This is a genomic window from Brevibacillus schisleri, assembly GCF_055685845.1.
Window position 1 is genome coordinate 6,226,648 of sequence record NZ_JBVNDM010000001.1, and the last position, 23,083, is coordinate 6,249,730.

The following is a 23,083-nucleotide window of genomic DNA, read 5'->3' on the forward strand; positions in this document are numbered from 1 at the left end:
ATTTCAATCTAGACCGAGTAAAAGGCATGTAGGATTATATAGAAAAAAATGGTTGGAATGAGAGGTTTTCGCAGGTGTGGACAAATACATTTCGATACATGACCAAAAACCCACTTTTACTCCTTCTCTTGATGATGATGCTCTCTCTGCCTCTGCTCGCCTCCTGGGGACAATTTCTCTCCTCAGGTTTTTTGGGACAAACTGTTTCCGTATCTCTACTCTTCTGGCCGAAAACCGATTGGAAGGTCGCTGTCCCGCTTCCTGGCTGGCTTATTTTTGGTGTGATCTCGCTGATTTACGCTGGCGGCATCTTATGGCTTGTACGGGGGAAAAAGTTGGGGCAAGCATTTCTGTTCATCCTTGTCGGGCTCTTATTGGCAAAAGCGGGTGGAGCTGCCTTTCAGGCGATTAGCGGATGGTCTACCACGCAGCCAATTGGTGCTCAGTCACTCGCTGGCAAAGCAAATCTGCTTGTGTTTGCCACCTGGCATAATCCATTGTGGGAGGAGCTTGTCTTTCGCGGCATCCCGTTTCTCTTGCTAACACTCATCTATCGAAGGAGCACAGACCTGCCCACTGGTGCGAGGTGGATGTATCTACTCATTCCTTCGATGATTTTCGCCTACTATCACGTACCTGGGCATGGTCTAGGAACTCTTTTTGAATCGTTTCTCATTGGTGTTTTGTGGGCATGGGCAGCACTTCGCTGGGGATTGCTAGCTCCGATCATCCTGCACATTTATGCGGACGTGATGATCATCCCTTCTCTCCCCAAAATGAAAAACATGCCTCTGGAGGAGATTCCCTGGCTGGTCAACCAAAGCATGCTGCTACAGTCAATCTGGGCTTTATGTGTACTTGGTTTTCTCATACTGGTTCTTGCTCTTTTGATAATCGGCTGGCGAAAAGCAAGAAAAGCTTACTAAAAAACAGCGACAAACTCCCGAAAGAAATGAATCGGAGAGTTTGCCGCTGTTGCATGCATTATAGAGTCTCTGCCTCAGGTCCATACAAATCCGCTTTTTTCGCCAGCCTTTTGATCTTGTGCTGCGTTAGAACGGTATAGAAGGACGGCACAACGATCAAGGTCAAAAGTGTCGAGAATGCCAAGCCAAAAATAATGGTGACCGCAAGTGGTTTGAACAAAACGTCACCTGAAATAGCTAACGGCGTCATACCAGCTATCGCTGTAAGCGAGGTCAAAAGAATAGGCCGTAGTCGTGCCTCACATGCAGAAATAACCGCCTGCTTCAGCTCCATGCCTGTATGACGTGCTTCCTCGATGAACTCGATCAACACGATCCCGTTACGCACCACAATACCCGCCAAGGCAATAATCCCCATCATTGTCATAAAGCCAAGTGGTGTCTGGGTCACGAACAAGCCGATCAAGCTCCCCGATACAGCGAGGTAAATCGTACTTGTAACAAGAACCGGGATCGTCAAGGAATAGAATTGCATCGCGATCAAAATCAAGATCAGGAAAACAACAAGAATCGAGAGTTTGCCCATGTCGATAAAAATATCAGTCTGCTCGGAAGTCTCGCCGCCAATCTCATAGCGGTATCCTTCAGGCAAGGACATACTATCGAGCATCGGCTTAATCTCAGCCATTACTTCTGTCGCCGTTCTCCCTTTCAGATCACTGGTAACTGTCACGCTCCGCGACAAATCGCGATGCGGGATCGTCTGTGTACTGAAAGTAGGTTTTACCTCCGCCAGCTGTGATAACGGGATCAGCTCTCCACGTGCATTGGCGATGCTGAGCCGCTGGAACAGCAATGCAGGGTCTTCCTCGCCTTTTTGCAAGAATAGCTTCATATCGATCAGGTCTGAGCCTGTATCAAACTCGCTGACGGTGATGCCTTCGCTCACCAGACGCAATGTCGTGGACAAATCCGTATAGTTGACGAGCTTTTGCTCCATCAGCTCTTTGTTCACGACAAATTCCAAGGTGTAGCGTTCTACCCCGAAATCGTCTTGCACATTATACGTGCCCTCTAATCCGGCAACCCTTTCTTTTGCTTGTGCAGAAAGAGAGCGCAGCGTCTCAATATCTTCTCCGTAAAGACGAATCACGACTGGTTTTCCAACCGGAGGACCTGCCTCCAGCTGCTTCATCAAGATACTCGCTTCCGGATACAGCTTTTTGAATTCCTCCGCCCACGGCTCCAGCATGTTCTCGAGATGGGTCTCTTTTTCATTATAACGAACCACTAACTGTCCGACGGTAATGCCGCTTCCAGCAGCTGTATCTCCACCGAACATTTTCGGTGCACTGCCTCCCGCGTATGCAGATACCGCCTCGATGCCAGGCTGCTTCAACACCCAATCTGCCGTCCCACGCACCACCCGGTCTGTTTCTTCCAGACTGTTGCCCACGGGGAGACGGATATCGATGAGAAACTGCGGGCGATCATCGTTCGGGAACAACTCCACCGGAGTGAGCGGAATCAATCCATATGCTGCCGTTCCGATCAATACGCCAATCATTCCTGCCAAAAGCGGTCGCTTCAAAATTTTCGGCATGACCTTGCTCGCATACCACTTGGTCAACTGCAACAATTGTTTTCCCAAAAGTCCAGCGGGCTTGCGATACCCTTCTACGCCAGCCTTTCTACGTTGCTCATACCATTGGCGAAAGATCGGGATGATCGTCAGTGACATGACCATTGACGCCAGCATCGTCATCGAAATAATGACGGGAACCGGACGAATGAACTGCCCGACGTTTCCACTAAGAAACATCAAAGGAGCAAATGACGCAATCGTAGCCAGCGTAGCGGTCGTGATCGAAATCGATACTTCCTTAGCGCCATTTACCGCCGCTGCCATCGGTTTTTCACCCAGGACAGACAGTCGCCGCTCGATATTGTCATTGACCACCACGGCGTCATCGACCAATATCCCGAGCACAATGATCAAGGAAACGATCGAGATCATGTTGAGTGAAATACCCATAGATGGCAGGAACATAAGCCCCACAGCCAAGGAAATCGGAATCGCCATCGCTACTACCAACGATGTGATCAGGTTTAATCCGAGCGCACACACCACCAAAACTGCGACAATGGCAATCATCATTTCCCGAGTCAGGTCGCTAAAAAGCTCATCGACGCGTTCATTCTGACTATAAATCGAGTGTCTCTCGGCCCCTGCCGGAAGTGTTTTATCCAGAGTCACCATCATCTCGTCTACACGCTTCTGCAAGGACGGTACATCGCTTCCCGTCTCTGCATTAACACTGATCGTGATCGAAGGCTTCCCATTGAAATACGAAGTTGTTTTCACCGTTTCCGTCGACATTTTGACCGATCCGATGTCCTTTAGATAGATCGGGAAACCCTCTTTTGAACGAGAGATAATGACTTTGTTCAGTTCTTCGACATCTGTACTTTCCGCCAGCTTGAGCTGGTAGGTTCGTTTTTCTGTGGTCAGGTCGCCAAGCGGGATTTTTTCATTCTCCTTTTTGACAGCCATCATCACCTGACTCCACGTGATCCCGTACTGGCTCAACTTTTGCGTATCAACCTCGATGTGGACTTCCTGCTCCGGTAGACCTTCCACCAGTACATCCGCTACGTTTGGAATAGTGCGCAGCTGTTCCTTCCACGATTTCAGCATGGTACGCATGCTATACAATTCCTCACGCGAGTCAGCGGTGACCGCAAACGATTGGACAAACGTACGGTTCAAATCATCATTGATGATCGGTTGTTTCGCATCTGCTGGCAAATCAGCCTCTGCGTCCTTTACCTTCTTCCGCAATTCATCCCATTTTTGCTTCGGGTCTACGTCATTCTTTGCTTCCACCATGATAAAAGAGACGCCGAGGGAAGATGAGGATGATATATAGTTAAGTCCTTGCAATTCGTTGATTTTTTCTTCCAGCTTTTTCGTAACAGCCTGCTCGACCTTTTCCGGCGAAGCTCCCGGATAAACTGTCGTGATCGTCGCCATGTTTACGATAATATCCGGCATCTCTTGCTTGGGCAGTTGAAAAAAGCTGAGGGAGCCTACAAGTACAATCATGCTGAAAAACAGGAGCGTGATTTTGCGCTTTTGAACGATGTACTTAATCACGGCTGTGTACCTCCTGCCGCCTCGATTGGGTCACCGTCAAACAAACGGTCCACCCCTTTGACGATCAGTTGGTCTCCTTCTTTTAATCCGCTCTTGATCTCGAGCTTGTCACTTACAATCTGCCCGATGGCTACGCTGGTTTTGATAGCCTTACCGCCTGCATTGACGAAGACATGCGCGTCATCTTTTCCTCTGCTGATGACTGCTTCTACCGGTATGTAGACACCTTCCTGCCCCGTTACCGTTTTCGTCGCTTTCACCACCTGACCAGCAAACCAGTCACGAGCTTGGTTGGCTATTTGAACCTCTACGCCAATCGTTCCGGTATTTTGGTTCGTGGCGGGAAATATTTTTGTCACTTTGCCATCCCGTTTTTGACCATACAGGTCTAAGGAGATCGCCTCGCCTACTTTCCATGCAGAAATCTCACGGTCAGGAACGGGCAATACGACTTTTAAAGTATCGATGTTGCCGACTTGATAAACAGGGGTACCTGAACCGACCAAGTTGCCCGCAGACGAGAGCTTGGCGATGATCGTCCCGTTAATCGGCGAACGAAGCTGCGTTTTGGCAAGTGTATTGGCTGCCACTTCTTTGGCGATAACCGTCTGATTGTATACAGCCTGCGTCAACTGTTTGTCTTCCGCACGAGCCCCTTGAGTAATCAGGGAATAAGACTGCTCTGCGTTTTGCAAATCCTTTTGCGCAATCGTCAGTCCATTTTGTGCACTTTCATACTCGCTTTTGGAAATGGCGTTTTGCTGGTAGAGCTTTTCAATCCGATTGAAATCATCCTGCATTTTTTGCAGTCCTACTGTTGCCTTCTCCACAAGTAAACGCGCCTGCGTTACTTCTTGCTCTCTCGCGCCATTGTTTACCTTGCTAAGATTTGCTTCACTCTGCTGCACGGCAGCGCTGGACGAAGCAACCTGGAGCGAGTAATCTGTGGCATTCACTTGGGCAAGCACATCGCCCGCTTTGACCGTGTCTCCTTCTTTTCGGTTCATCTCCACAATACGACCGCCTACTTCAAAAGAAACGAGTGCTTCCTCCAAAGGAGCCAGCGTACCAGACAACTCCGTGACGGTAACAGCCTGCTCCTTCTTTACTGGTGCAATGACGACGTGCTTCAACTCCTTCTGAGGTGCCGAAGCAGGCTGTTGCTCGCTGCAAGCCGTCGTTGCCAGTAGTCCGATCATCATTACAGATACAAGCCATCTTCTCTTCATGACTTCCCCCGCCCCTATGTAGCTATGCTGTTTATTTGAGTCCTCTGATGCCTTGTAGCAAGATTTCAGAAGCATTTTCAAAAAGCTCTTCTTCTACCATTTGGATATCGAGATTGACCCGATACTTCGCCATGAAGGCGTAGAAAAAAGTGGAGACGAACATAAGAGCTGCCGTGAACGGATCTGCCTTTGGCAAATGCCCTTGCTCCTGAAACGCTAGGAGCTTGTTGGACAATACCTCGACTGCGGTCATCGGCAGACTGCTGAACATCCGCACGACTTCGGGGTGGTTATCCGCTTCAATCATGCAGATCATGAAAATTTCTTTGCGCTCGACCAATAAGCCGTAATACGTACGTGCGTAGCTGACCAGCATTTCCTTGATATCAGAAAACTCGCCTTGCAACCCTTGCTCCAGCTGCTCTCGGACATCCATGATTTCTTTCAGGAGCTCTGTCAAGATGCCTACCTTGTTCTTGAAGTGACGAAATACCGTTACCTCATTCACCCCAGCAAGCTCAGAAATCTTGCGTGTAGTCGCTCCCTTGTATCCCTTTTGTGCCATTAGCTGACGTGCGGCCGATAAAATTCGCTCACGGGTTTCCTGTTCCTCTTCGCCTCTCCCCCCCAGCTTCTGTTCTATATCTGGGTGATCCATGACGCACCTCCGTACCAAGCAAGCAATTACTTGCACTTTTATTTTTTTCCAAGCTCATTATATAAAGAGACTGCATGCATGTAAATACTTGCATGCAGTTTGGAATGTTAATTTTTCCTTGTCAGTCTTACCGTTGTGTCAGCGTCTTAATCTGTGAGCTCGGGTCTTGCTTGCATTCTGTGCTGTATTCGACCAGATCAATTTCACAGTCGGGACCTATCTCGATCTTGTTGCCGCGAACGACCTTGGCCTTTGTGTTTTCCAAATAGATTTCGTCACCTTCAATCGTCTCTACGGACAAGGTATTGTTTAGAAAATGCTTTAACAATTTGCCCAAAGTGCTATTGCCTGTTCGGCGCACCTCGATGTGCTCTCCGCCCATTTCTTTTGCCTCACAGCTGCCATGCAGAATGACCTCGATTCGCCCCGCATTCAGCAGTCCTCCGATATTAAACGCACCGTTTGCCCGGAACACTTCCGCTTCGCAATCCCCAGCGGTTTTCAATGATCCGTGCACCTTTACATCCTCTCCTGCCATATTGCCCTGTACCTTGACATTGCCACCGACTTTTAGACTCGTAAAATTCAAATCGTCCGCAACATCAAGCTGACCGTATACAGACAATGTATCCATTTTCACTTTGCCTTTAATCGACGCGTTGCCCTCTACTCTTGCCGAAGAGCCAATGAGATTTCCCGTGATACTGACATGTCCCGCACAATGAAGCGACTCGCACTCTACGTCGCCATTGATCTTGCCGTAACCCTGCACATCTACTTTGTTGTATACGCCACCCGTAGCATTCACTGCCCCATGAAAGATCAAATCTAGCTTGTTCTTATTCTCGTTTTGCATGGTATGGTCTCCCCCTATAAATATTTTCCTTTTAATTCCTCGATGCAATTGGCTAGGTCGAGCCGCTTCACTACCTTTACACCGCTATCAAAATACATTTCGGTAGAGCTAGACACCAACACGAACGTGGAAATTCCCATCTTGCGCATAAAGATCAGCTCACAAGGCTTCCCTTCGAATTTGGGATAGTGGCTAGCCAGTACCTGCAACAATCCGCCGCCTTCATCTACACTCAAGTCTCCTGCAGCCAAAAGCTTTTCTAACACATAGGCGTATAAAGCCTGCTGGAAGGTAAAGGTCCGTAAGCTCCCGAGAAACACGTTAAAAACTTCTAAAGAAGTAGTCGAAACAATGTTTCGTGCCAATAATTCCTCTGTTGTCAACGAGGTTCCACTCATACTTGGTGAAAACATGTCCGCCAATTCATCCAGCGACAGGTCGTCTTTCATGTTCAGGATCTTGTCGATTCGAGCCAAAATCTGCTCCCGCGGGAAAAAGGTTTCTTGCCCTGTAAAAGTTGCTCGACGAATGAACCACTCCTCTGGAATCAAGTTCTTTCGTTTCCAACGGTACAATTGTCCGTACGAAATGCCGGTAAGCTCAAGCAGGTCCTTCTTCGAAATTACATTTGTGTCCAAGTGAAGCACCTCCAAAAACAATGTAACATAACACTGTTACGTTATTCAACTACAGATTGTTTGACACTCGGAGGACTTTCGCACATAAAAAAGGACTTCTGTCATGGGGCTGTTGACAAAAAGGGTTAGGGACCCAATGCCCTAACCCTTTTGCCGTTTTTTCACTTATACGTCGTCGGATTGTTTTGTTTCGTAACCTGTGATTAGTTTGCTTTTATCATTCGTTTAATGTTAATTGCCATTGCAGAAAAGAGGCAGTGTTCGGATACATTTCGAATGCCTCTTTTGTATGTTTCTTTTAAGTTATGCTGCCTTTTCATTGTACCGAAGGTACCCTCGCACCATATTCTTCTTTGCCTTTGGATAACACTGTACTCTTGGCTTTGCTTCCTTGCTTGGTTGCGTTCTTTAGCCTCTTGGAATAATGGTCTTTCTATTGTTTTGCGAGATGCGGTTTGTCCAAAACATTGTTGGCGTAACTCACAGGACTTACAGTCCTTTGTTTGGGCAGCATAAATTTTGCTATAACTTTGTTTCCAACTGTGCCACTTAACATGAGTAAATTGAAGTGCCTTGCCATTCGAGCAATAATAGGCATCGTTCATTTCATCAAATGTAAATTGTACTGACCTTTCGGTCTGATCAATAACACCTTTTATCGGAGAGATATAACCGGTTATCTTTAAATTTTCTAATTCATGGTGTACTCCAGAGCGATCATACCCTTTATCTGCGCCTACTTTGCCAATATGTAAACCAAATTTCTCTTTTTGTATCTGTAATCGCTTTATAAATGGTTCGTGGTCATTCACATTAGCAGCCGTAACGTGTATATCAGTTATGATTCCATGCTTAACGTCCACACTGGTATGCGCTAAATAGTGAAATCCCTTGGGTTTATTAGGACGGTTCAATAAACCTGACTCCGGGTCTGTTGTGCTCTGTTTTACTTCCTTCTCAGGAGGAGAGGTTTTAGGTTTTCTTCCTCGTTTTTTCCTAGTGGGATCGTTATCTCTGTCTTTTTTAATTCTCCGTGCTTCCTTTTCTAGCTCTTCAAGGTACTCAGTAGGCTTTTTCTCCACTAAAACTTTTTCTGACCTATTAATCGATGCATTCGCTTTGATGTGAGTAGAATCAACAACAATTATTTCCCCAGTAACTAAACCAGTTCGAATACATTCCGAGACGATGTGATCGAAGATCTCCTGAAAAATATGACTTTCTTTAAATCTACGACGGCGGTTCTGGCTCAGTGTGGAATGATCGGGAACAGTGTCAGTTAAGTCCAATCCTAAAAACCATCGATAGGCCAAATTCACTTGGATTTCTTGTTCCAACTTCCTTTCGGAAGGGATGCCATAAAGATACCCGATAAGGATCATTTTCATTAACAAAACTGGATCAACTGAGCGACGACCTACAGGCGAGTATAAGTGTTGCACTTTCTCATAGATAAAAGAAAAATCAATCTTATTACGAACAACACGTAAAAAATGATTCTCGGGTACAAGATCATCCAAATTTAAGAACATAAACTGGTGCTGTTTGTCTCCATCGATTCCCATCATGAGATAGCCCTCCAAAATAAAAAGAACCGTATAGAAATGATTTCTACACGATTCCCAGAAACTCCTATCTCTACGGCAATTTGTCAACAGCCCCGTCATCGAAGTCCTTCTGTCCGTTCTTATCTAAACTCTACTTGCATCAAGCGTTTCATATCCGATGGTATCGGTGCCTCGACTACAATCTCTTTTTCGAGAAGCGGATGTAAAAAGGACAGCTTCGAAGCATGCAGAGCCTGTCGGCGTAACAAACCTCTCGCTCCCCCGTACATCGTATCGCCAGCAAGCGGGTGTCCAATGTGGGCAAAGTGAACGCGAATTTGATGGGTACGACCCGTTTCCAGCCAGACGCGAGCGAGCGTCATTCCCTCAGAGGTCTGTTGTACCTCGTAATGCGTGATGGCAGGATCACCACTCTCCACGACACGGCGTTTCGTCGGATGACGCGCATCTCGGCCGATTGGCGCATCAATCGTTCCCGCTCCCTCTGACAACACGCCACTGGCAACCGCAAGATACTCGCGATGAATGCCTCCTTCGCGCAGCAGCCTGTCAGCCAATTGATGACCATAGCTGCTTTTGGCTACGAGAATAGCTCCTGATGTATCTTTATCTAGCCGATGCACAGGATGTACACTCGTCTGCTCACCACGTGCCGTCAGTACGGTAGCAAGAGCATGTACCAATGTGTCGGTCTCCTGTTTAATCGGGTGCACCATCATGCCTGCCGGTTTGTTTGCAATCAAGAGATGATCGTCTTCGTACAAAATGTCGATGGACGGCATTGGTGTGATCGGTCCCTCGGGCTTCGTATCATGCTGGGGCTGCCTAGGCACTTGCTCTTGTCTCTCAATGACACGAACAGCGATTGTATCCCCTGCTTTTACTTGTCTTTGCAGGAAGGGCTGCTTGCGATTGAGCAAAATTCCCTTGCTTCTCGTCAGCCGCTGCATCATACGACCCGACACGTTGAGCTTTTGCCGGACGATTTGTTCCACGTTCATTCCCGTGTCTTGTTCACTGACGATGTATTCGATCCAATCTTTGCGGCTCACGTCTAATCCCTCTGTTCCATGCTTTTTTCTTATTGTAGCAAAAGGATGCCAGAGATGCTCGTTTCTACTACTCAAAGACGGTTGTCCTCAAACCTTTGTGGTCGGGGGAAGCCCTGCCACATGTCTTCCAGTCGCCTGTATCCTCTCTTCGTTCGGGCTGTCTCCTTCCAGACATGTGACAGAGCTTGCGGACTGCTTGTGATTACTTCGTGTTTTTAGAACGGTTTGGTTGTTATTCGACGAGGTTTAAATGATAAAAAACAGAACTTTCGAGAAGTAGGCAAAAGCCCCGTAGGAAGAAGCGCATTTCCAGTTCAAGCGCCTCTGGAGCCCAACTCAGCGTAGGAATAAATGGCGGGGAATTTCAGCTTCATTTATGAAACCCTTCCCCGAAACTTCTACGTTTGAAGCGCTCCCGCTATTTATTCCGGAGCGAACAGTCAATCCCCCCTTGCGGGGCGTAGGCCGAAGCGTAGACTGGAAATGCGCTTCTTCCCTCACCAATAGCTACGTAACAAACAAAAAAAGCCACCATGCTCAGCATGATGGCTCTGTTGTATTAATTACCCTTTTAAGTTTTCCGGATTGAGTCCTTGCAGCTCTGGCAATACGAACAAACCGTCTTTGCGAATCAGCACATCATCAAACCAGATTTCTCCGCCGCCGTACTCAGGACGCTGGATATTTACCATATCCCAGTGGATTTGGCTGCGGTTTCCGTTATCTGCGTTGTCGTATGCACGGCCTGGTGTGAAGTGGAAGCTGCCGGCAATTTTCTCATCGAACAAGATATCATTCATTGGATGCAGGATGTACGGATGTACGCCAATCGCGAATTCCCCAATGAAGCGCGCTCCTTCGTCTGTATCGAAAATTTCGTTGAGTCTCTTGGTATTGTTAGAGGTCGCCTCGACAATTTTTCCGTCTACAAACTTCAAACACACGTTTTCAAATTTCGTGCCCATGTAGCTTGTTGCTGTGTTGTACGTAATGGTTCCATTCACGGAATCACGCACAGGAGCTGTAAAAATCTCACCGTCTGGAATATTGCGCAGCCCGGAGCAGATGACACTCGGAATGTCCTTGATCGAGAATTGAAGATCCGTCCCTGGTCCCACGAGACGCACTTTGTCTGTACGATCCATCAATTGCTGCAAAGGCAAAAAGGCTTCGTGCATCTTTTTATAGTCAACAGAGCATACGTCAAAATAGAAGTCCTCAAAAGCAACGGTAGACATGTTGGCATTTTGCGCCAAGCTCGTAGTCGGGTAGTTGAGCAGTGTCCAGCGTACATTATTGGTCAGGTAGTCATGCAATTCTTGCATCACACTCTGATGCGCACGACGACGCTCTACGGGAACATCGGCCATCTCACTGTCGTTGGACGGACCATTGATGACGATATATGTATCCAAATCTTTGTACATTGCTTCTTCCCATTTCGCCAAATGAGTCGCACGCTCTGCACTTGCACCGAGCATCAGCTCACGTTGGATAGACGGGTCAATAATCCGTACGAACGGATAGGCTCCCAAGTCGTATGCCTGCCTAACCAATTCTTTCGCCAAGGCGTGACCCTCGCCACGAACTTCAATCAACAAGCTTTCTTTTTCCTTCAGGCGTACAGAGTGGCTCAGCAAATTTGTAGCCAACTTGACGATGCGTGTATCCAGCATGCGATATCCCCCACATTTCTAGCATGATTTGATTATTGTTAAAAAATATTTTACCGAATGGAAGCCCCTTTTTCAATTATCGATGTTCTTGGTACTATTCGAAAAAAACCAAAAAATTATCTTGCATAAATTCGACTCTTTCGAGTATTCTAATCATCAAGAGTTTACCTATGTAAAAAATTTGAAAGACGGGAGTGCTGAGTTCATGGTGTGTTCTGTAGTTATCTTCGCTTAGGTGGGGCCTCTCTTAAGGGGCGGCACTGCCTCTTACAACCCTATCAAAAGCTAGAAGCTGCAGGATGCCTGAACCGCTTCCGTCTTTTTCCCGATATGAATTGCGGGCCATGTTCTTGGGTGAACAGTCGGTTTACTGTACCTAAAATTAAAGGTATATAACCGTCTTTCTTTTGTCCCCCTTTGAACTGGTTATTTCCCGCCACCCTTGTATCGTTTGATAAAGCGCAAGCGGAAGAGCATTGTCTCTACCCCGTTTGCGCTTTTTTACGTGGAATTTTTCCAAGAAGAGAATCGAGGTCAAGGCACCTGCCGAAATGAATGGAGGAATTCGTGTCATGATTTGGCGTTCGTGGGATCTTAACTTGAAAGTACGTCTCTTTGGTGAATTGATTACGCACACCTTCTTTTGGATGTACTTTCCGTTTATGGCGATTTATTTTAGTGATACGTTTGGAAAGGATATAGCGGGTCTTCTCTTAATGGTACCACCGCTGCTCGGGATGCTGTCTAACCTGTTTGGCGGATATTTGGCTGACCGGGTAGGGCGCCGATTCACCATGTTGCTCTCGCTCTGTACATCGACGGTGATGTTCGCGCTGTTTGCGTTCTCTCCGTCTCCCTGGATCGACTACATTGCCTTCATCGGGATCGGGATCGCTGGGGCTCTCTACTGGCCTGCCAGCTCCGCCATGGTGGCTGATTTGACCACAGAAGACGATCGCAGAATTGTATTTGCCACCTTTTACACAGCGATGAACATCGGGGTGGTCGCAGGTCCCGTATTGGGTTCTGTCTTTTTTGTCCATTATCGCCCGCAGCTGTTGATGTTCTGTACCTTCGTTGAACTGCTTTTTGCGATCACCGTCTTTTTCCTGATCAAAGAAACGCTGCCTGAACACGTCCGTCAGGAGAAGGCAAAGGAGCGTTTTTCCCTGATTCAGCAATTCCAGAGTTACGCCATTATTTTCCGAGACAAAGCTTTTGCCCTGTACATTGGCGCAGGGATTTTGATCGCCATTGGATTCATGCAATTGGATATTTACATGGCGTTGTATGTGAAAGAGCATGTCATGCAACAAGCATTATTTTCTTGGGGCAATTGGACTTATTCTGTCGGGGGAACCAGCGCATTCGGCTGGCTCATGGCCTTAAATGGTTTTTTGGTGGTTCTGTTTACACTGCCAGTCACACGCTGGTTCGAAAACTGGAGTGATCGCAACAGCCTCGCCATCTCCTCCATCTTATTCGGTGTCGGTCTGTTCTTGATGGCCTTTACGACGAATATCTGGCTTCTGTTCGGCTGTATGGCGATTTTGACATTCGGCGAGCTGATGCGTACACCAGTCGCCCAGAGCTTTATCAGTAAATACTCGCCTGAGGATGCACGCGGTCAGTACATGGGAGCTTCTTCGCTCCAGTTCTCGATTGGTCGCTTCATCGCTCCCCTGACGATCGGTCTATCCCAATGGCTCGCTCCTGTCGGTGTATTCGGTGTCATCCTGGGCTTCACCTTAGTCAGTGCTTATCTGTATATCATTCTGTTCCGCATGATTGGTGCCAAGGAAGTCAGCTAGAGTAGCTAGAGTAGAGCATGTCCGTTCTACCAAATCCCCTCCTCTCATATAAATGGAGCATAGATAGCTTGACCAGGAGGGGATCGTCATGAACCAGCCGAATGCCTATGCTACCTTTAAAGAACACCGAGGAGTCGTCTACCGAACTTCTACCTATCTTCAATGGGGAGCGAATTCAGAGGGTCATCATTCTCTTGGGAGCTGTCTCTTACTGAATCCTGGTAGTGCCCAGCTTTTTCGTGAAAGACCTGCATCCGGTCATAGTATCATGGGTCAAACCACACTCGATCCCACCATGCGACAATTGATCCGGCTGGTGGAGGCGATTTACGGAAAACGGGCATTGATAGGCAGATTCCATATTTACAACCTGTTCTCCGTGCAAAATGCTGCTGCCGTGAGTGCTATCTCTCATTTTGAAAAACTCATTGATGAGAAAGAAACGACGCTCGAGGCTCAGCTCGTATCTACGCAAGAACTGCAAAAGCATCCGTGGCTCCTGCTCGGTTGGGGGCTTTCCCATCACCATTCGTGGCAGCATTTTTCTTCCCTCAAGAAACAGTGGAAACAACGGGTCGCAGCAGCAGGGATACCGACTTTTGGCAAGCCCTGCCCGAAAGGAATAGATTACTACCATCCGAGTCCCCCTCTACATGCGACGAAGGAAAAGATCGTCGAGGAACTGGTGGAGATCTATCGGAAAACGATTGGGTGAAAGTCTGCCCATCCGCTTTAGAAAAAAAAGAGTCTGTCTTCCCTCCAAACGGGAAACAGACTCTTTTCCATTCACTACGGCATCTCGCTACCTTCGAAAAATTCTGTTCTGTCAAAACGGCCGCGCATCCATTTGTACGTATCATCATAGATGGCGCGCTTGACAGGGTCCGTACTCTTGACAGACTCTAGCAATGTCTTGGAGCCAAAGTAGTAAGCGTGCACGTTGTTTTTATCCATCCCCAGCTTGTGGGTGGCAACTAGCTGATTATAGTAGGTCTGATAGAACTTCGGATCATTGTACATCTTCCAGTCACCTTCGATCTCGATGTCCATGTTGTACTTGTTGACGACATCCAGTACCCCTTGAATACGGTCAATTCCTACCGGCTTGTCGCTGTAATAGCTCGGCTGCAGGAATGCCTTATCGAAATAAAGAGATTTCCATTCGGACACTCCCGGTGAACCGAAATACGGAATCCAATAGTAGCGCAACGCCTCGTCATGCACCATGCTACCCATGTCACGAATCAACTGACGCTCTTTCGGTGCGCTATCCTCCACCAGCTCATGGAACCAATAGATTCCTTCCAGTTTCAAATAGGCGTACCCTTCCTTGTTCCAGCGCTTCATGAGCTCCTGGAAATACCACTCCAGCGCAGCTTTGCGATTCAAATACGCTTGCTCTTCTCCAATTCCCGCAGGGTTGAAGTTGAGGGATGGTTTCTTTTCATCCAACTGACCAAAATTGGTCTGATTGGCATTCGGATACGGCAGTGCCAGCACGACATTTTCCTGTGTCGGTGTCGAATACAGCGTTCCGCGCAGGCGGTTGTACTCCCGCATAGCCTGGTTGAGAGCGTCAAGCTGCTTGTTTGAGCCGAACAAATCATTCATGTACTTTGTCCAGCTTTCTTTCGTCGCAGGGATGGTCTGATACGGCAGGAACAGAATCGTGTCAAACATCTGGTCACGCATATAACCATCTACGGTGCGGTAGCCAACCATCGGGATGAAATCCTCTTTTGTCCATGTCCCGAGTTCGTCATGCTCCCCGGTATAAGCGAGCAGCATATTTTCAACACGACGACCAGCTTGTTTGGCTTCTTCCAGCTTCGCCGGGTTTGGTGGCGGCAGCAAGACAGCGCCATTGTTCCACTCGCTATCCGCTTTTGCCCATACCTCCAGTTGGCGAGCGAACGTAAATACTTTCACAGGGAAGGATACCCGAACATACCGGGTGTTGACGTCAGGCAAGGTCACGCTCAATGTGCGTGTAACCAGCTTGTCCTCTTTGGCGGAAACATCGTGAACAGCTCTTCCCGCATACGACCAAACTTTCCCGTCGCGAGATACCTCGACTTCCATGTATTCTGGCATCGTAATACCCGAAGTCTTCTGCTGCTTAAACGTCAGCGCAACTCTCTCCAACGGCTTCGCCTCGTCGAGCTCAACAGTCACCTTGCGCCCAAACTGACGGTGATATCCCGTCCAATCTTCTGTAGGCGTTACAAGTCCACCTACAGGACCCGGATACTGTTTCTCCAGCTCTTGGAAATACGAGTCTGGCGTTCCAAAAGTAGTAACCGATGTATAACTGCCCGGTGCGATATTGACCAGTTCGTCCTTCTCCGCTGGCTCCTCCGCCTCTTCTTCTACTACCTTCTTGCTTTCATCGACTTTCGTTGCCGAGTCATTGGAGGAAGTCACCGGAGCAGTATTTGGCGTGTCCTCTACCTTTTCGACAGCTGGATCACTTGCGGTCTTGATCTCAACCGGAATTATCGTCGTTTTGTAGCCGACTGTCACCGTGAGATTTCCTTTTCCTGCTGTAGGACCAGAAACAAAGGTTCCGTCAGCCGAGATGGTTCCCAGCTCAGGACGATCAAAAGCGAAAATAGGTGTAAAAGGCAGCTCATCTCCCCCGATGCTGCTTACCTTCAAGCGTTGGCTCGTGCCAGCAGCCAAACTCAACCGCTCTACATCTACTTTGTATTTCACCTGTTCTGCTTGCTGGTAGCGTGCATCCAAGACGCGCTCAGCAATCACAGCCGCCTCTGCACGCGTGACAGTTCCTGACGGATTAAACTTGCCGCCAGCACCTTGCATCCAGCGCTGATTCGTCACTTCTTCCACAGCCGTTTTGGCGTAGTCGGCGATTTCTTCTTCATCGTTGTATGTAACAGGAGTCTGACCTGCCACTTTGTTCACAGATCCCTCTTTCATCAAGCGAGACAGCATGACTGCCAGCTCTTGTCTTGTAAGCGGGTCTAGAGCACCCATGGTATGCTCACTTCTGCCGTTCATCACTCCCAACTCGGAGAGTCCATAAACGTACGGTGCATAAGGATTTTCCAAAGGAACATCTTCAAAAGCGGCTTTCTCAATTTCTGTTGGTTGAAGACCGATTACTTTTGTCAAAAGTACCGCAATGTCTTGTCGAGAAATCGTATTTTGCGGGTTGAAACGGTTTTCTCCCTGACCACTGATCATATGAAGGGCTGCGAGTCTGTTTACGGCTTTTCTAGCGTAACTGTTGCCCAAATCCGTAAACTCCGTGTGTGCTTCTTCTGGTTTTTTGAACTGATCTTCCAGTTTCTTGGTGTCTACTGCCGGTTTCTTTGGCTCTGTGGCAGCAAGAGTCAACGGCGTACTTTGGACCAGTAATGTAGTCGCTGCCAATAAAGCAAACAACATTCTGCTCCCGAATCGTTCCTTGCTCATTACATTTTCTCCTCCAATATGCCCCTTCTGTTGAGGTGGTTCAAAAAGCCATCCTTTGAACACACCCCTTATGTCTACTCGGTTGGGATAACCATTGGTCCGCGCGGCGGTCTAGGTCCGAAAAACTGATAGTAATCTACCTTGATATTTCCGTTGTAGAGCTTGCGCTTCTTGCTTGCTGTACGACCAAAATGCTCCTCAAACTGCTCGTCTGACGTAATAACGTAGAATGACCACGTATCCATGGCAGCAAAGGTTTTCCCCATTTCGCCATACATCTTGGCAACCTGCTTCCATTCTCCCAAGCGCTCTCCATAAGGTGGATTGCAAATCAAGTAGCCGTACTTGCGCTTGGTTCGAATATCCCGTACATCCATGCGCTGAAAATGAATCAGGTCATCTACACCAGCCTCCATCGCGTTGCGACGGGCAATTTTCAGGATCTCGTCATCCATATCTGTCCCGATAATCTCCAGCTTTTGATCATAGCGCGCTAAATCATGCGTTTCTGCGCGAGCTTCACGCCAAGCTGTTTTCGGAATGATCGGCCACGTCTCGGAAACGAATTCCCGGTTCATCCCCGGAGCGATGTTTTGTCCGATTAACGCCGCCTCAATCGGAATTGTACCCGATCCACAGAATGGGTCCATGAATACCCGATCAGGCTTCCAGCGAGACAGCATAATCATCGCAGCAGCCATAGTTTCTTTTAGTGGCGCTTGTCCGATCAATTCCCGGTAGCCGCGCTTGTGCAGGCCCGGTCCTGATGTATCAATCGTGAGCGTCGCCACATCCTTGAGAAGTGCCACCTCGATCTTGTACAGCGGCCCTTGCTCATCGAACCACTCGCGCTTGTAGGTCTTTTTCAGACTTTCTACGACTGCTTTTTTCACGATGGCTTGGCAATCCGGCACACTGAACAAGGTAGATTTGACCGATTTCCCTTCCACAGGAAATGTTCCATCCTCTGTGATCCAATCGGCCCACGGCAGTGCTTTTGTCTTTTCAAACAGCTCGTCAAACGTAGTTGCTTTGAACTCCCCTATCTTTAGACGCACGCGGTCGGCAGTTCGTAACCACAAATTTGTGCGGGGAATCGCAGAAATATCTGCGGTGAACGTTACCTTGCCGTTCTCCACCTGTACGGGTCCGTATCCGAGCGCCTTCACCTCTTCTGCTACTACTGATTCCAAACCAAAAGTCGCCGTAGCGATCAATTCTACTTTTTGCATATGTAATCTCCTGTCCGTCCAATAATCCTTCGGGCCATGCCCTCATCCTACTACCTTACATATTATATTACCCCATTTCCGAATAGCGTTGGTAAACTTGTCTAAATTCAAAAGACCCATCACTGAAAAAACAGTGACGGGTACGGCATGTCGATCATTCATATGGGAAATCCTACGAAAAACTTGTTGTAACGGGAGGGAGTCAGCGTGCCAGAATTACCTGAGATGGAGAACTATCGCCGACTGCTACAGGAGAAAATCGGTGGCGGAACGATTACGGCCACACACGTTCAGCGGGAAAAAACGATTAATTTGCCTCCTGCGGAATTTGCTCGTCTTTTGCAAGACAATCGCCTGACGCTCGTCGACCGCCGTGGCAAGCATCTTCTCTTCCATCTGGAAAGTGGTCATGTCCTGCTGCTTCACTTGATGCTCGGCGGCTTTCTATATCTGGGCTCTGCGGAAGACAAGCTAAAGAGAACCTCCCAAGTGACTCTTGCCTTTGGAGAACGCCTTTTATATTTTCACGGCCTCCGGTTAGGCTACCTGCATTTACTCACCAACGTTCAGATCGACGAAAGACTGGCTCCACTTGGGCCCGAGCCATTGGACCCGCTGTTTACCTTTACCCGATTTACGGAGCTACTCGCTGACAAACGCAGTGTCCTCAAAACAGCGCTAGTCAATCAGCATTGGCTCGCGGGCATCGGCAACTGCTATGCGGACGAGATCTGCTTTCATGCCGCCATCCTGCCTACCCGGACGATCCCGACACTTTCTCTCGAGGAACAAAAACGACTATATCATTCCATGCAAACCGTGCTTACAGAAGCGATTCGATTCGGCGGTTACATGCAGCCACTTTTTCAAGGCGATTCCCTGACAGGTGGCTTCGATGAGCGCTGCCAGGTGTACGATCGCGGTGGTGAGCCTTGCCCGCGCTGTGGACAGCCTATCGAAAAGAGTGAGCTCTCCTCCCGCAAAGTATTTGCCTGCACGAACTGCCAGCATTGACTAGCTGTTTCACTCCCTAGACGACAGGGGTCTGTGCAGCTTCCATCTGCTTGATCATAAACACCTGCTCTGTTTCGGAAGGACTGAATCCTGCCGCTTGCAGTATTTCAACAAGCAAGGTATCAGCCGCACGCAAATTAAACGTAGACCGGCGGCATTCGTGTGCAAGCGGCCCATACACATGCCCGAGTGCGGTTTTCAAAATGTCTGGTGCATCAGGATGCTCTGGCTGTGCTACACATTGACGAAGCACGAGCCCGCTGACTTTGCCTTCTTCGTTTACCACACACTTGTACATCGCATAGCCAACCGCCTGACCCTCTCTGTCTTCTACGAGCACGGCCTGCGAATCTCGCAAGTTCAGCCAATAATTTGGCCAAGGGACATCGGTCACGTAAAACGGCAGCATGGCGGCTTCCTGGGCCAAAATGCGCCGAACCCGATAATCAGCCAGTTCATTTGTCTGAAAGGCCTTCTCTGCCAGCGGTCCACTCTGCTGCAAAAACAACAGACGATCCACGACGTCATAGCCTTTTTGCTCATACAAAGCAATTGCTTTGGTATTTTGACTCAATGCCTCCAAGGTAGCTACTTCCACCCCAGCTTCTCTGTATAAATCCAATGTCGCTTCAATCAGTTGCTTCCCTACTCCTTGTCGACGATATTCCGTGGCGACACCCGTACCACCATTCCAGGCGACTTTTTTCCCTGCAACAGTCCTCATCCCACTGGCCACTAAGCCAATCGGCTCTGTGCCGTCAAAAGCAACTACAGACAGGGACAGCACGTATCCCTCGCCCCCCAGTCGCTGGACAAGCGTTTCTTCTGTCATCGTAAACTCGATAAAATAGCCTTCGAATCCTCTGTTCCACGCTTTGGTCACTTCTGCAAAGGTACAGTCGCTCATCCGTTTGATGGTAATCATGGTATCACCTTCCTGGGTTTTAATAAAATTATTTTAATTGATAAAATCTAAAAATTCAATCATCTACAGACACTTCCTCCAGCTTTGTCACCCACATGCCTGACATGGTAATATGAGAAAAATCACTTACTCGGGAGGTTCCTATGCGCAAACAGCTTACGGTTGGCTCGCTCATCCCTGGACGATCTGACGTACAGATGTCGAGTCCAGCTCCCGTTCCCGTGCATCCGCAAACGTCGGTGAAAAAAACAGATAGGAGCCCGGTTCGCCCCCAATCAAAGCAGAAGCTCGTACAGGTGAAGCAACGCTCTCAAACGATGCCAGTCCGGTACACTCCCTCTCAGACATTATTACAAGCTGCGCTCACGCAAGCTCAACCCATCGCTTACAAATGCCAACAAGGGCATTGCGGCAAGTGCAGTGTACAGATCGTAGCTGGTGCATCCTTACTCGACACCCCAACCGGACAGGAAAAAACAAAGCTGGGAGAAAAGCTCGCTACTGGCTATCGCCTCGCTTGTCAAAGTACATTTCGCTCTTCGATTCCTACATAGAGGATATTTTTAATAGAAAAAAGGTGGCCGTAGCATGAATCCTACACGCATCCTACTATTCGCTGGTGGCAATCTGGGCACCTGGGCGATCCAAGAGATACGCGAAAATGATTGGCTCGTCGGTGTTGACAGAGGTGCCTTGTTCCTCGTTCGCAACGGTCTCGTACCAAAATTGTCGATCGGTGACTTTGATTCTGTCAGCTCCGAGGAAATGGCAGAAATTGAACGCCACAGTATGCACGTCTCCTCCTGCGATCCCGTTATGAAAGATTTGACCGATACAGAGATGGCCCTTACTTGGGCAATCGAGCAACAGCCCGAGGAAATTGTGTTGCTCGGTGTGCTCGGCTCTCGTTTTGATCATATGCTGGCAAACGTACACTTGCTGAACAAAGCGTTGCAGACGGGCTCCAACTGCCGCATCCTCGATGAGACCAATGAAATCCGACTGATTGACCGCCAGAGTACGATAGAGCAGGATCATTTCGATCATATCTCCCTGCTGCCCTTTACACCAGAAGTCACAGGGATTACCTTAACCGGATTCCTCTATCCGTTGAAGGATGCCACCCTGCGGATCGGCGACACGCTTGGCATTAGCAATCTGCTAACGGAACAGACTGGAACAATCACGATTCAAACGGGCAAGCTGCTCGTTGTCAAAAGCAAAGACTAATTACTAGAAAAAGAAAGGATCTCCTTTGCATGGTGCAAAACAATGGAGATCCTTTTTCTTTTCCCTGCACCAATACAGGCTACTCTTCCTCAACCTGCATCGGCAACTGCCAATCAATCTCTTGAAGCCCGCGTGAACGCAAAAACTCATTCGTCCGCGAAAAAGGACGGCTGCCAAAAAAGCCGCGATTCGCCGAAAATGGGCTCGGATGCGGGGAGGCGATGACGAAATGCTTGTTGCGATCAATGAATGCCGCCTTCTCCTGCGCATGCTTACCCCACAGGATGAAAACGAGAGGGGTCTCCCGGTCGTTCAACAAATGAATAATTCGATCTGTAAACGTCTCCCACCCAATGTCCTTGTGCGAATTCGGAGTGCCGCGACGAACCGTCAGAACGGTGTTCAGCATCATGACGCCTTGCTTCGCCCAATGGTTCAGGTAACCATGCTGAGGGATTTCAAACCCGACATCGCTTTTCAGCTCTTTATAGATGTTGACCAGAGACGGTGGCGGCTTGATTCCCGGCTTGACCGAAAAGCTCAACCCATGTGCTTGTCCCGGTCCGTGATACGGGTCCTGCCCCAAAATCACAACCTTTGCATTCTGATAGTCAGTCAGGTGCAGCGCTGTGAATATATGATACATATCTGGATAGATTGTCTGCGTCTGATACTCTTCCTTCAACGTCTGACGAAGCTTTACATAATAGGGCTTCTCGAATTCATCGGCCAATACGGGGGCCCAGTCATTTTGCAATATGGTAGTCATGTTCCTCACCTTGTCCGCTGTTTTTTTCTACCTTACCACAAACATCCCCATCACTGAACCACTGATTCAAGAACTAGGACTATTCTGATTTAGTCCTATCTTTCCGATGATTCCTAGTCTTTGTTTCCTAGTACCCTCGTTTGATAGCTTTTCTCCTATGATCTTTGACATAATGATGGCTGGGAAGATTTAGAGAAAAGAGAAAGGGAGAGGGTTTCACATCATGAAATGGGACATCAAGTCATTTTTGGGGGGCATTGTTGTAGGTTCGGTGCTCTTTTCCGGAATTGCCATTGCAGCACCCGCTTTTCCAGACGCGGAAGAAGGAATGAAAACACCGTTCACCTACTACTTTGACGGGTTGCCGAAATCACCAAACAGCGACGTACAAGGCATCATGTACAAAAACTCCGTCTATGTGCCAATCCGCTTCGTAGCTGAGAACCTGAACAAGCCGGTCATTTACGACGCGAGAACCAAATCGATTTTCATCGGTAAAATTCCATCAGCAAAAATGTACTCCAAAATGGAAGCGATCGAGCTGGTGAAAAAGAAATTCGCTGGCAAACTCTCGCCGACACATGTAGTCGAGTACGCTCACGACGACGAAAAAGGTCACTATGTCATTCAAGTGTACCAAACGGTTGTAAACAACTTCCAATCTGGCGACAGCTACACCAGTACGTATGGCTGGTTCGTAGTGAACCCGAACACTGGGGAAATTAAGTCGTTATTATAATTTCTTCTGCACTTATCTATTCGTACGAAAAAGACAGCGGACTAGGGACCCGCTAGCACCGGAGGCTATCCTTCCGGTGCCTTTTTTGTTTCCTGGAAAAATTTAGATTGATTGCCGCTTGTCCCATGTGATACGATCTCTCCACCAACACTTAACATACATTTT

19 protein-coding genes are annotated in these 23,083 nt (G+C 48.2%); 7 read left to right on the top strand and 12 right to left on the bottom strand.

Annotated elements, in window-relative coordinates:
* The first annotated feature begins 74 nt into the window (after positions 1 to 74).
* Positions 75 to 926: a CPBP family intramembrane glutamic endopeptidase gene (locus tag ACUUHJ_RS29525; protein ID WP_472300780.1), complete on the top strand. Its 852-nt coding sequence runs from the start codon at positions 75 to 77 to the stop codon at positions 924 to 926.
* A 58-nt stretch (positions 927 to 984) separates the two neighbouring features.
* Here the strand turns inward: ACUUHJ_RS29525 and ACUUHJ_RS29530 are convergent, their stop codons facing one another.
* The 8 genes from ACUUHJ_RS29530 to ACUUHJ_RS29565 form a co-directional block, all read right to left on the bottom strand.
* On the bottom strand, positions 985 to 4,083 hold the full coding sequence (locus tag ACUUHJ_RS29530; RefSeq protein WP_472300781.1) for an efflux RND transporter permease subunit: 3,099 nt from the start codon (positions 4,081 to 4,083) through the stop codon (positions 985 to 987).
* Complete coding sequence (locus tag ACUUHJ_RS29535; protein WP_289674980.1) at positions 4,080 to 5,312, bottom strand: efflux RND transporter periplasmic adaptor subunit; 1,233 nt, start codon at positions 5,310 to 5,312, stop codon at positions 4,080 to 4,082. Before ACUUHJ_RS29535 ends, ACUUHJ_RS29530 begins: the two co-directional genes overlap by 4 nt.
* Positions 5,313 to 5,343: 31 nt before the next feature.
* The gene (locus ACUUHJ_RS29540) at positions 5,344 to 5,970 is read right to left on the bottom strand and encodes a TetR/AcrR family transcriptional regulator (RefSeq protein ID WP_289674981.1); all 627 of its coding nucleotides are present in this window, start codon (positions 5,968 to 5,970) and stop codon (positions 5,344 to 5,346) included.
* A gap of 127 nt (positions 5,971 to 6,097) precedes the next feature.
* A complete protein-coding gene (locus ACUUHJ_RS29545) occupies positions 6,098 to 6,826 on the bottom strand; it encodes a cell shape determination protein CcmA (protein WP_396476294.1) in 729 nt (242 codons plus the stop codon).
* A gap of 14 nt (positions 6,827 to 6,840) precedes the next feature.
* Positions 6,841 to 7,464: a YhbD family protein gene (locus tag ACUUHJ_RS29550; RefSeq protein ID WP_472300782.1), complete on the bottom strand. Its 624-nt coding sequence runs from the start codon at positions 7,462 to 7,464 to the stop codon at positions 6,841 to 6,843.
* 203 nt (positions 7,465 to 7,667) lie between these two features.
* Positions 7,668 to 9,032 (bottom strand): IS1182 family transposase, encoded by a 1,365-nt coding sequence (locus ACUUHJ_RS29555; protein ID WP_472298067.1) that lies wholly within the window; start codon positions 9,030 to 9,032, stop codon positions 7,668 to 7,670.
* Between the two features lie 119 nt (positions 9,033 to 9,151).
* Positions 9,152 to 10,084, bottom strand: a complete 933-nt coding sequence (locus ACUUHJ_RS29560) for an RluA family pseudouridine synthase (RefSeq protein ID WP_472300783.1) — start codon at positions 10,082 to 10,084, stop codon at positions 9,152 to 9,154.
* A gap of 563 nt (positions 10,085 to 10,647) precedes the next feature.
* Entirely contained in the window at positions 10,648 to 11,760 is a 1,113-nt protein-coding gene (locus ACUUHJ_RS29565; RefSeq protein WP_289674985.1) for an aminopeptidase, read from the bottom strand.
* 572 nt (positions 11,761 to 12,332) lie between these two features.
* On the opposite strand from ACUUHJ_RS29565, the gene ACUUHJ_RS29570 reads away from it, so the two are divergent.
* Positions 12,333 to 13,571, top strand: coding sequence for an MDR family MFS transporter (locus ACUUHJ_RS29570; protein WP_289674987.1), 1,239 nt, complete (start codon positions 12,333 to 12,335; stop codon positions 13,569 to 13,571).
* 88 nt (positions 13,572 to 13,659) lie between these two features.
* Positions 13,660 to 14,286, top strand: a complete 627-nt coding sequence (locus ACUUHJ_RS29575) for a hypothetical protein (protein WP_472300785.1) — start codon at positions 13,660 to 13,662, stop codon at positions 14,284 to 14,286.
* A 74-nt stretch (positions 14,287 to 14,360) separates the two neighbouring features.
* Here ACUUHJ_RS29575 and ACUUHJ_RS29580 read toward each other — a convergent pair whose 3' ends face one another.
* Both ACUUHJ_RS29580 and ACUUHJ_RS29585 read right to left on the bottom strand, forming a co-directional pair.
* A complete protein-coding gene (locus ACUUHJ_RS29580) occupies positions 14,361 to 17,009 on the bottom strand; it encodes a DUF4855 domain-containing protein (protein ID WP_472300786.1) in 2,649 nt (882 codons plus the stop codon).
* Positions 17,010 to 17,083: 74 nt separating this feature from the next.
* Positions 17,084 to 18,241, bottom strand: coding sequence for a THUMP domain-containing class I SAM-dependent RNA methyltransferase (locus ACUUHJ_RS29585; RefSeq protein WP_472300787.1), 1,158 nt, complete (start codon positions 18,239 to 18,241; stop codon positions 17,084 to 17,086).
* A gap of 207 nt (positions 18,242 to 18,448) precedes the next feature.
* On the opposite strand from ACUUHJ_RS29585, the gene ACUUHJ_RS29590 reads away from it, so the two are divergent.
* The gene (locus tag ACUUHJ_RS29590) at positions 18,449 to 19,255 is read left to right on the top strand and encodes an Fpg/Nei family DNA glycosylase (RefSeq protein ID WP_472300788.1); all 807 of its coding nucleotides are present in this window, start codon (positions 18,449 to 18,451) and stop codon (positions 19,253 to 19,255) included.
* Between the two features lie 16 nt (positions 19,256 to 19,271).
* Here ACUUHJ_RS29590 and ACUUHJ_RS29595 read toward each other — a convergent pair whose 3' ends face one another.
* Entirely contained in the window at positions 19,272 to 20,180 is a 909-nt protein-coding gene (locus tag ACUUHJ_RS29595) for a GNAT family N-acetyltransferase (protein WP_472300789.1), read from the bottom strand.
* A 143-nt stretch (positions 20,181 to 20,323) separates the two neighbouring features.
* Here ACUUHJ_RS29595 and ACUUHJ_RS29600 point away from each other — a divergent pair, with 143 nt between their 5' ends.
* Together ACUUHJ_RS29600 and ACUUHJ_RS29605 are read left to right on the top strand one after the other, a co-directional pair.
* Entirely contained in the window at positions 20,324 to 20,734 is a 411-nt protein-coding gene (locus ACUUHJ_RS29600) for a 2Fe-2S iron-sulfur cluster-binding protein (protein ID WP_472300790.1), read from the top strand.
* A gap of 34 nt (positions 20,735 to 20,768) precedes the next feature.
* A complete protein-coding gene (locus tag ACUUHJ_RS29605) occupies positions 20,769 to 21,410 on the top strand; it encodes a thiamine diphosphokinase (protein WP_289674994.1) in 642 nt (213 codons plus the stop codon).
* Positions 21,411 to 21,489: 79 nt separating this feature from the next.
* On the opposite strand, the gene ACUUHJ_RS29610 is transcribed toward ACUUHJ_RS29605, so the two are convergent.
* Positions 21,490 to 22,179, bottom strand: coding sequence for a uracil-DNA glycosylase (locus tag ACUUHJ_RS29610; RefSeq protein ID WP_188066335.1), 690 nt, complete (start codon positions 22,177 to 22,179; stop codon positions 21,490 to 21,492).
* Between the two features lie 223 nt (positions 22,180 to 22,402).
* On the opposite strand from ACUUHJ_RS29610, the gene ACUUHJ_RS29615 reads away from it, so the two are divergent.
* Positions 22,403 to 22,918, top strand: coding sequence for a stalk domain-containing protein (locus tag ACUUHJ_RS29615; protein ID WP_015893706.1), 516 nt, complete (start codon positions 22,403 to 22,405; stop codon positions 22,916 to 22,918).
* Positions 22,919 to 23,083 lie beyond the last annotated feature (165 nt).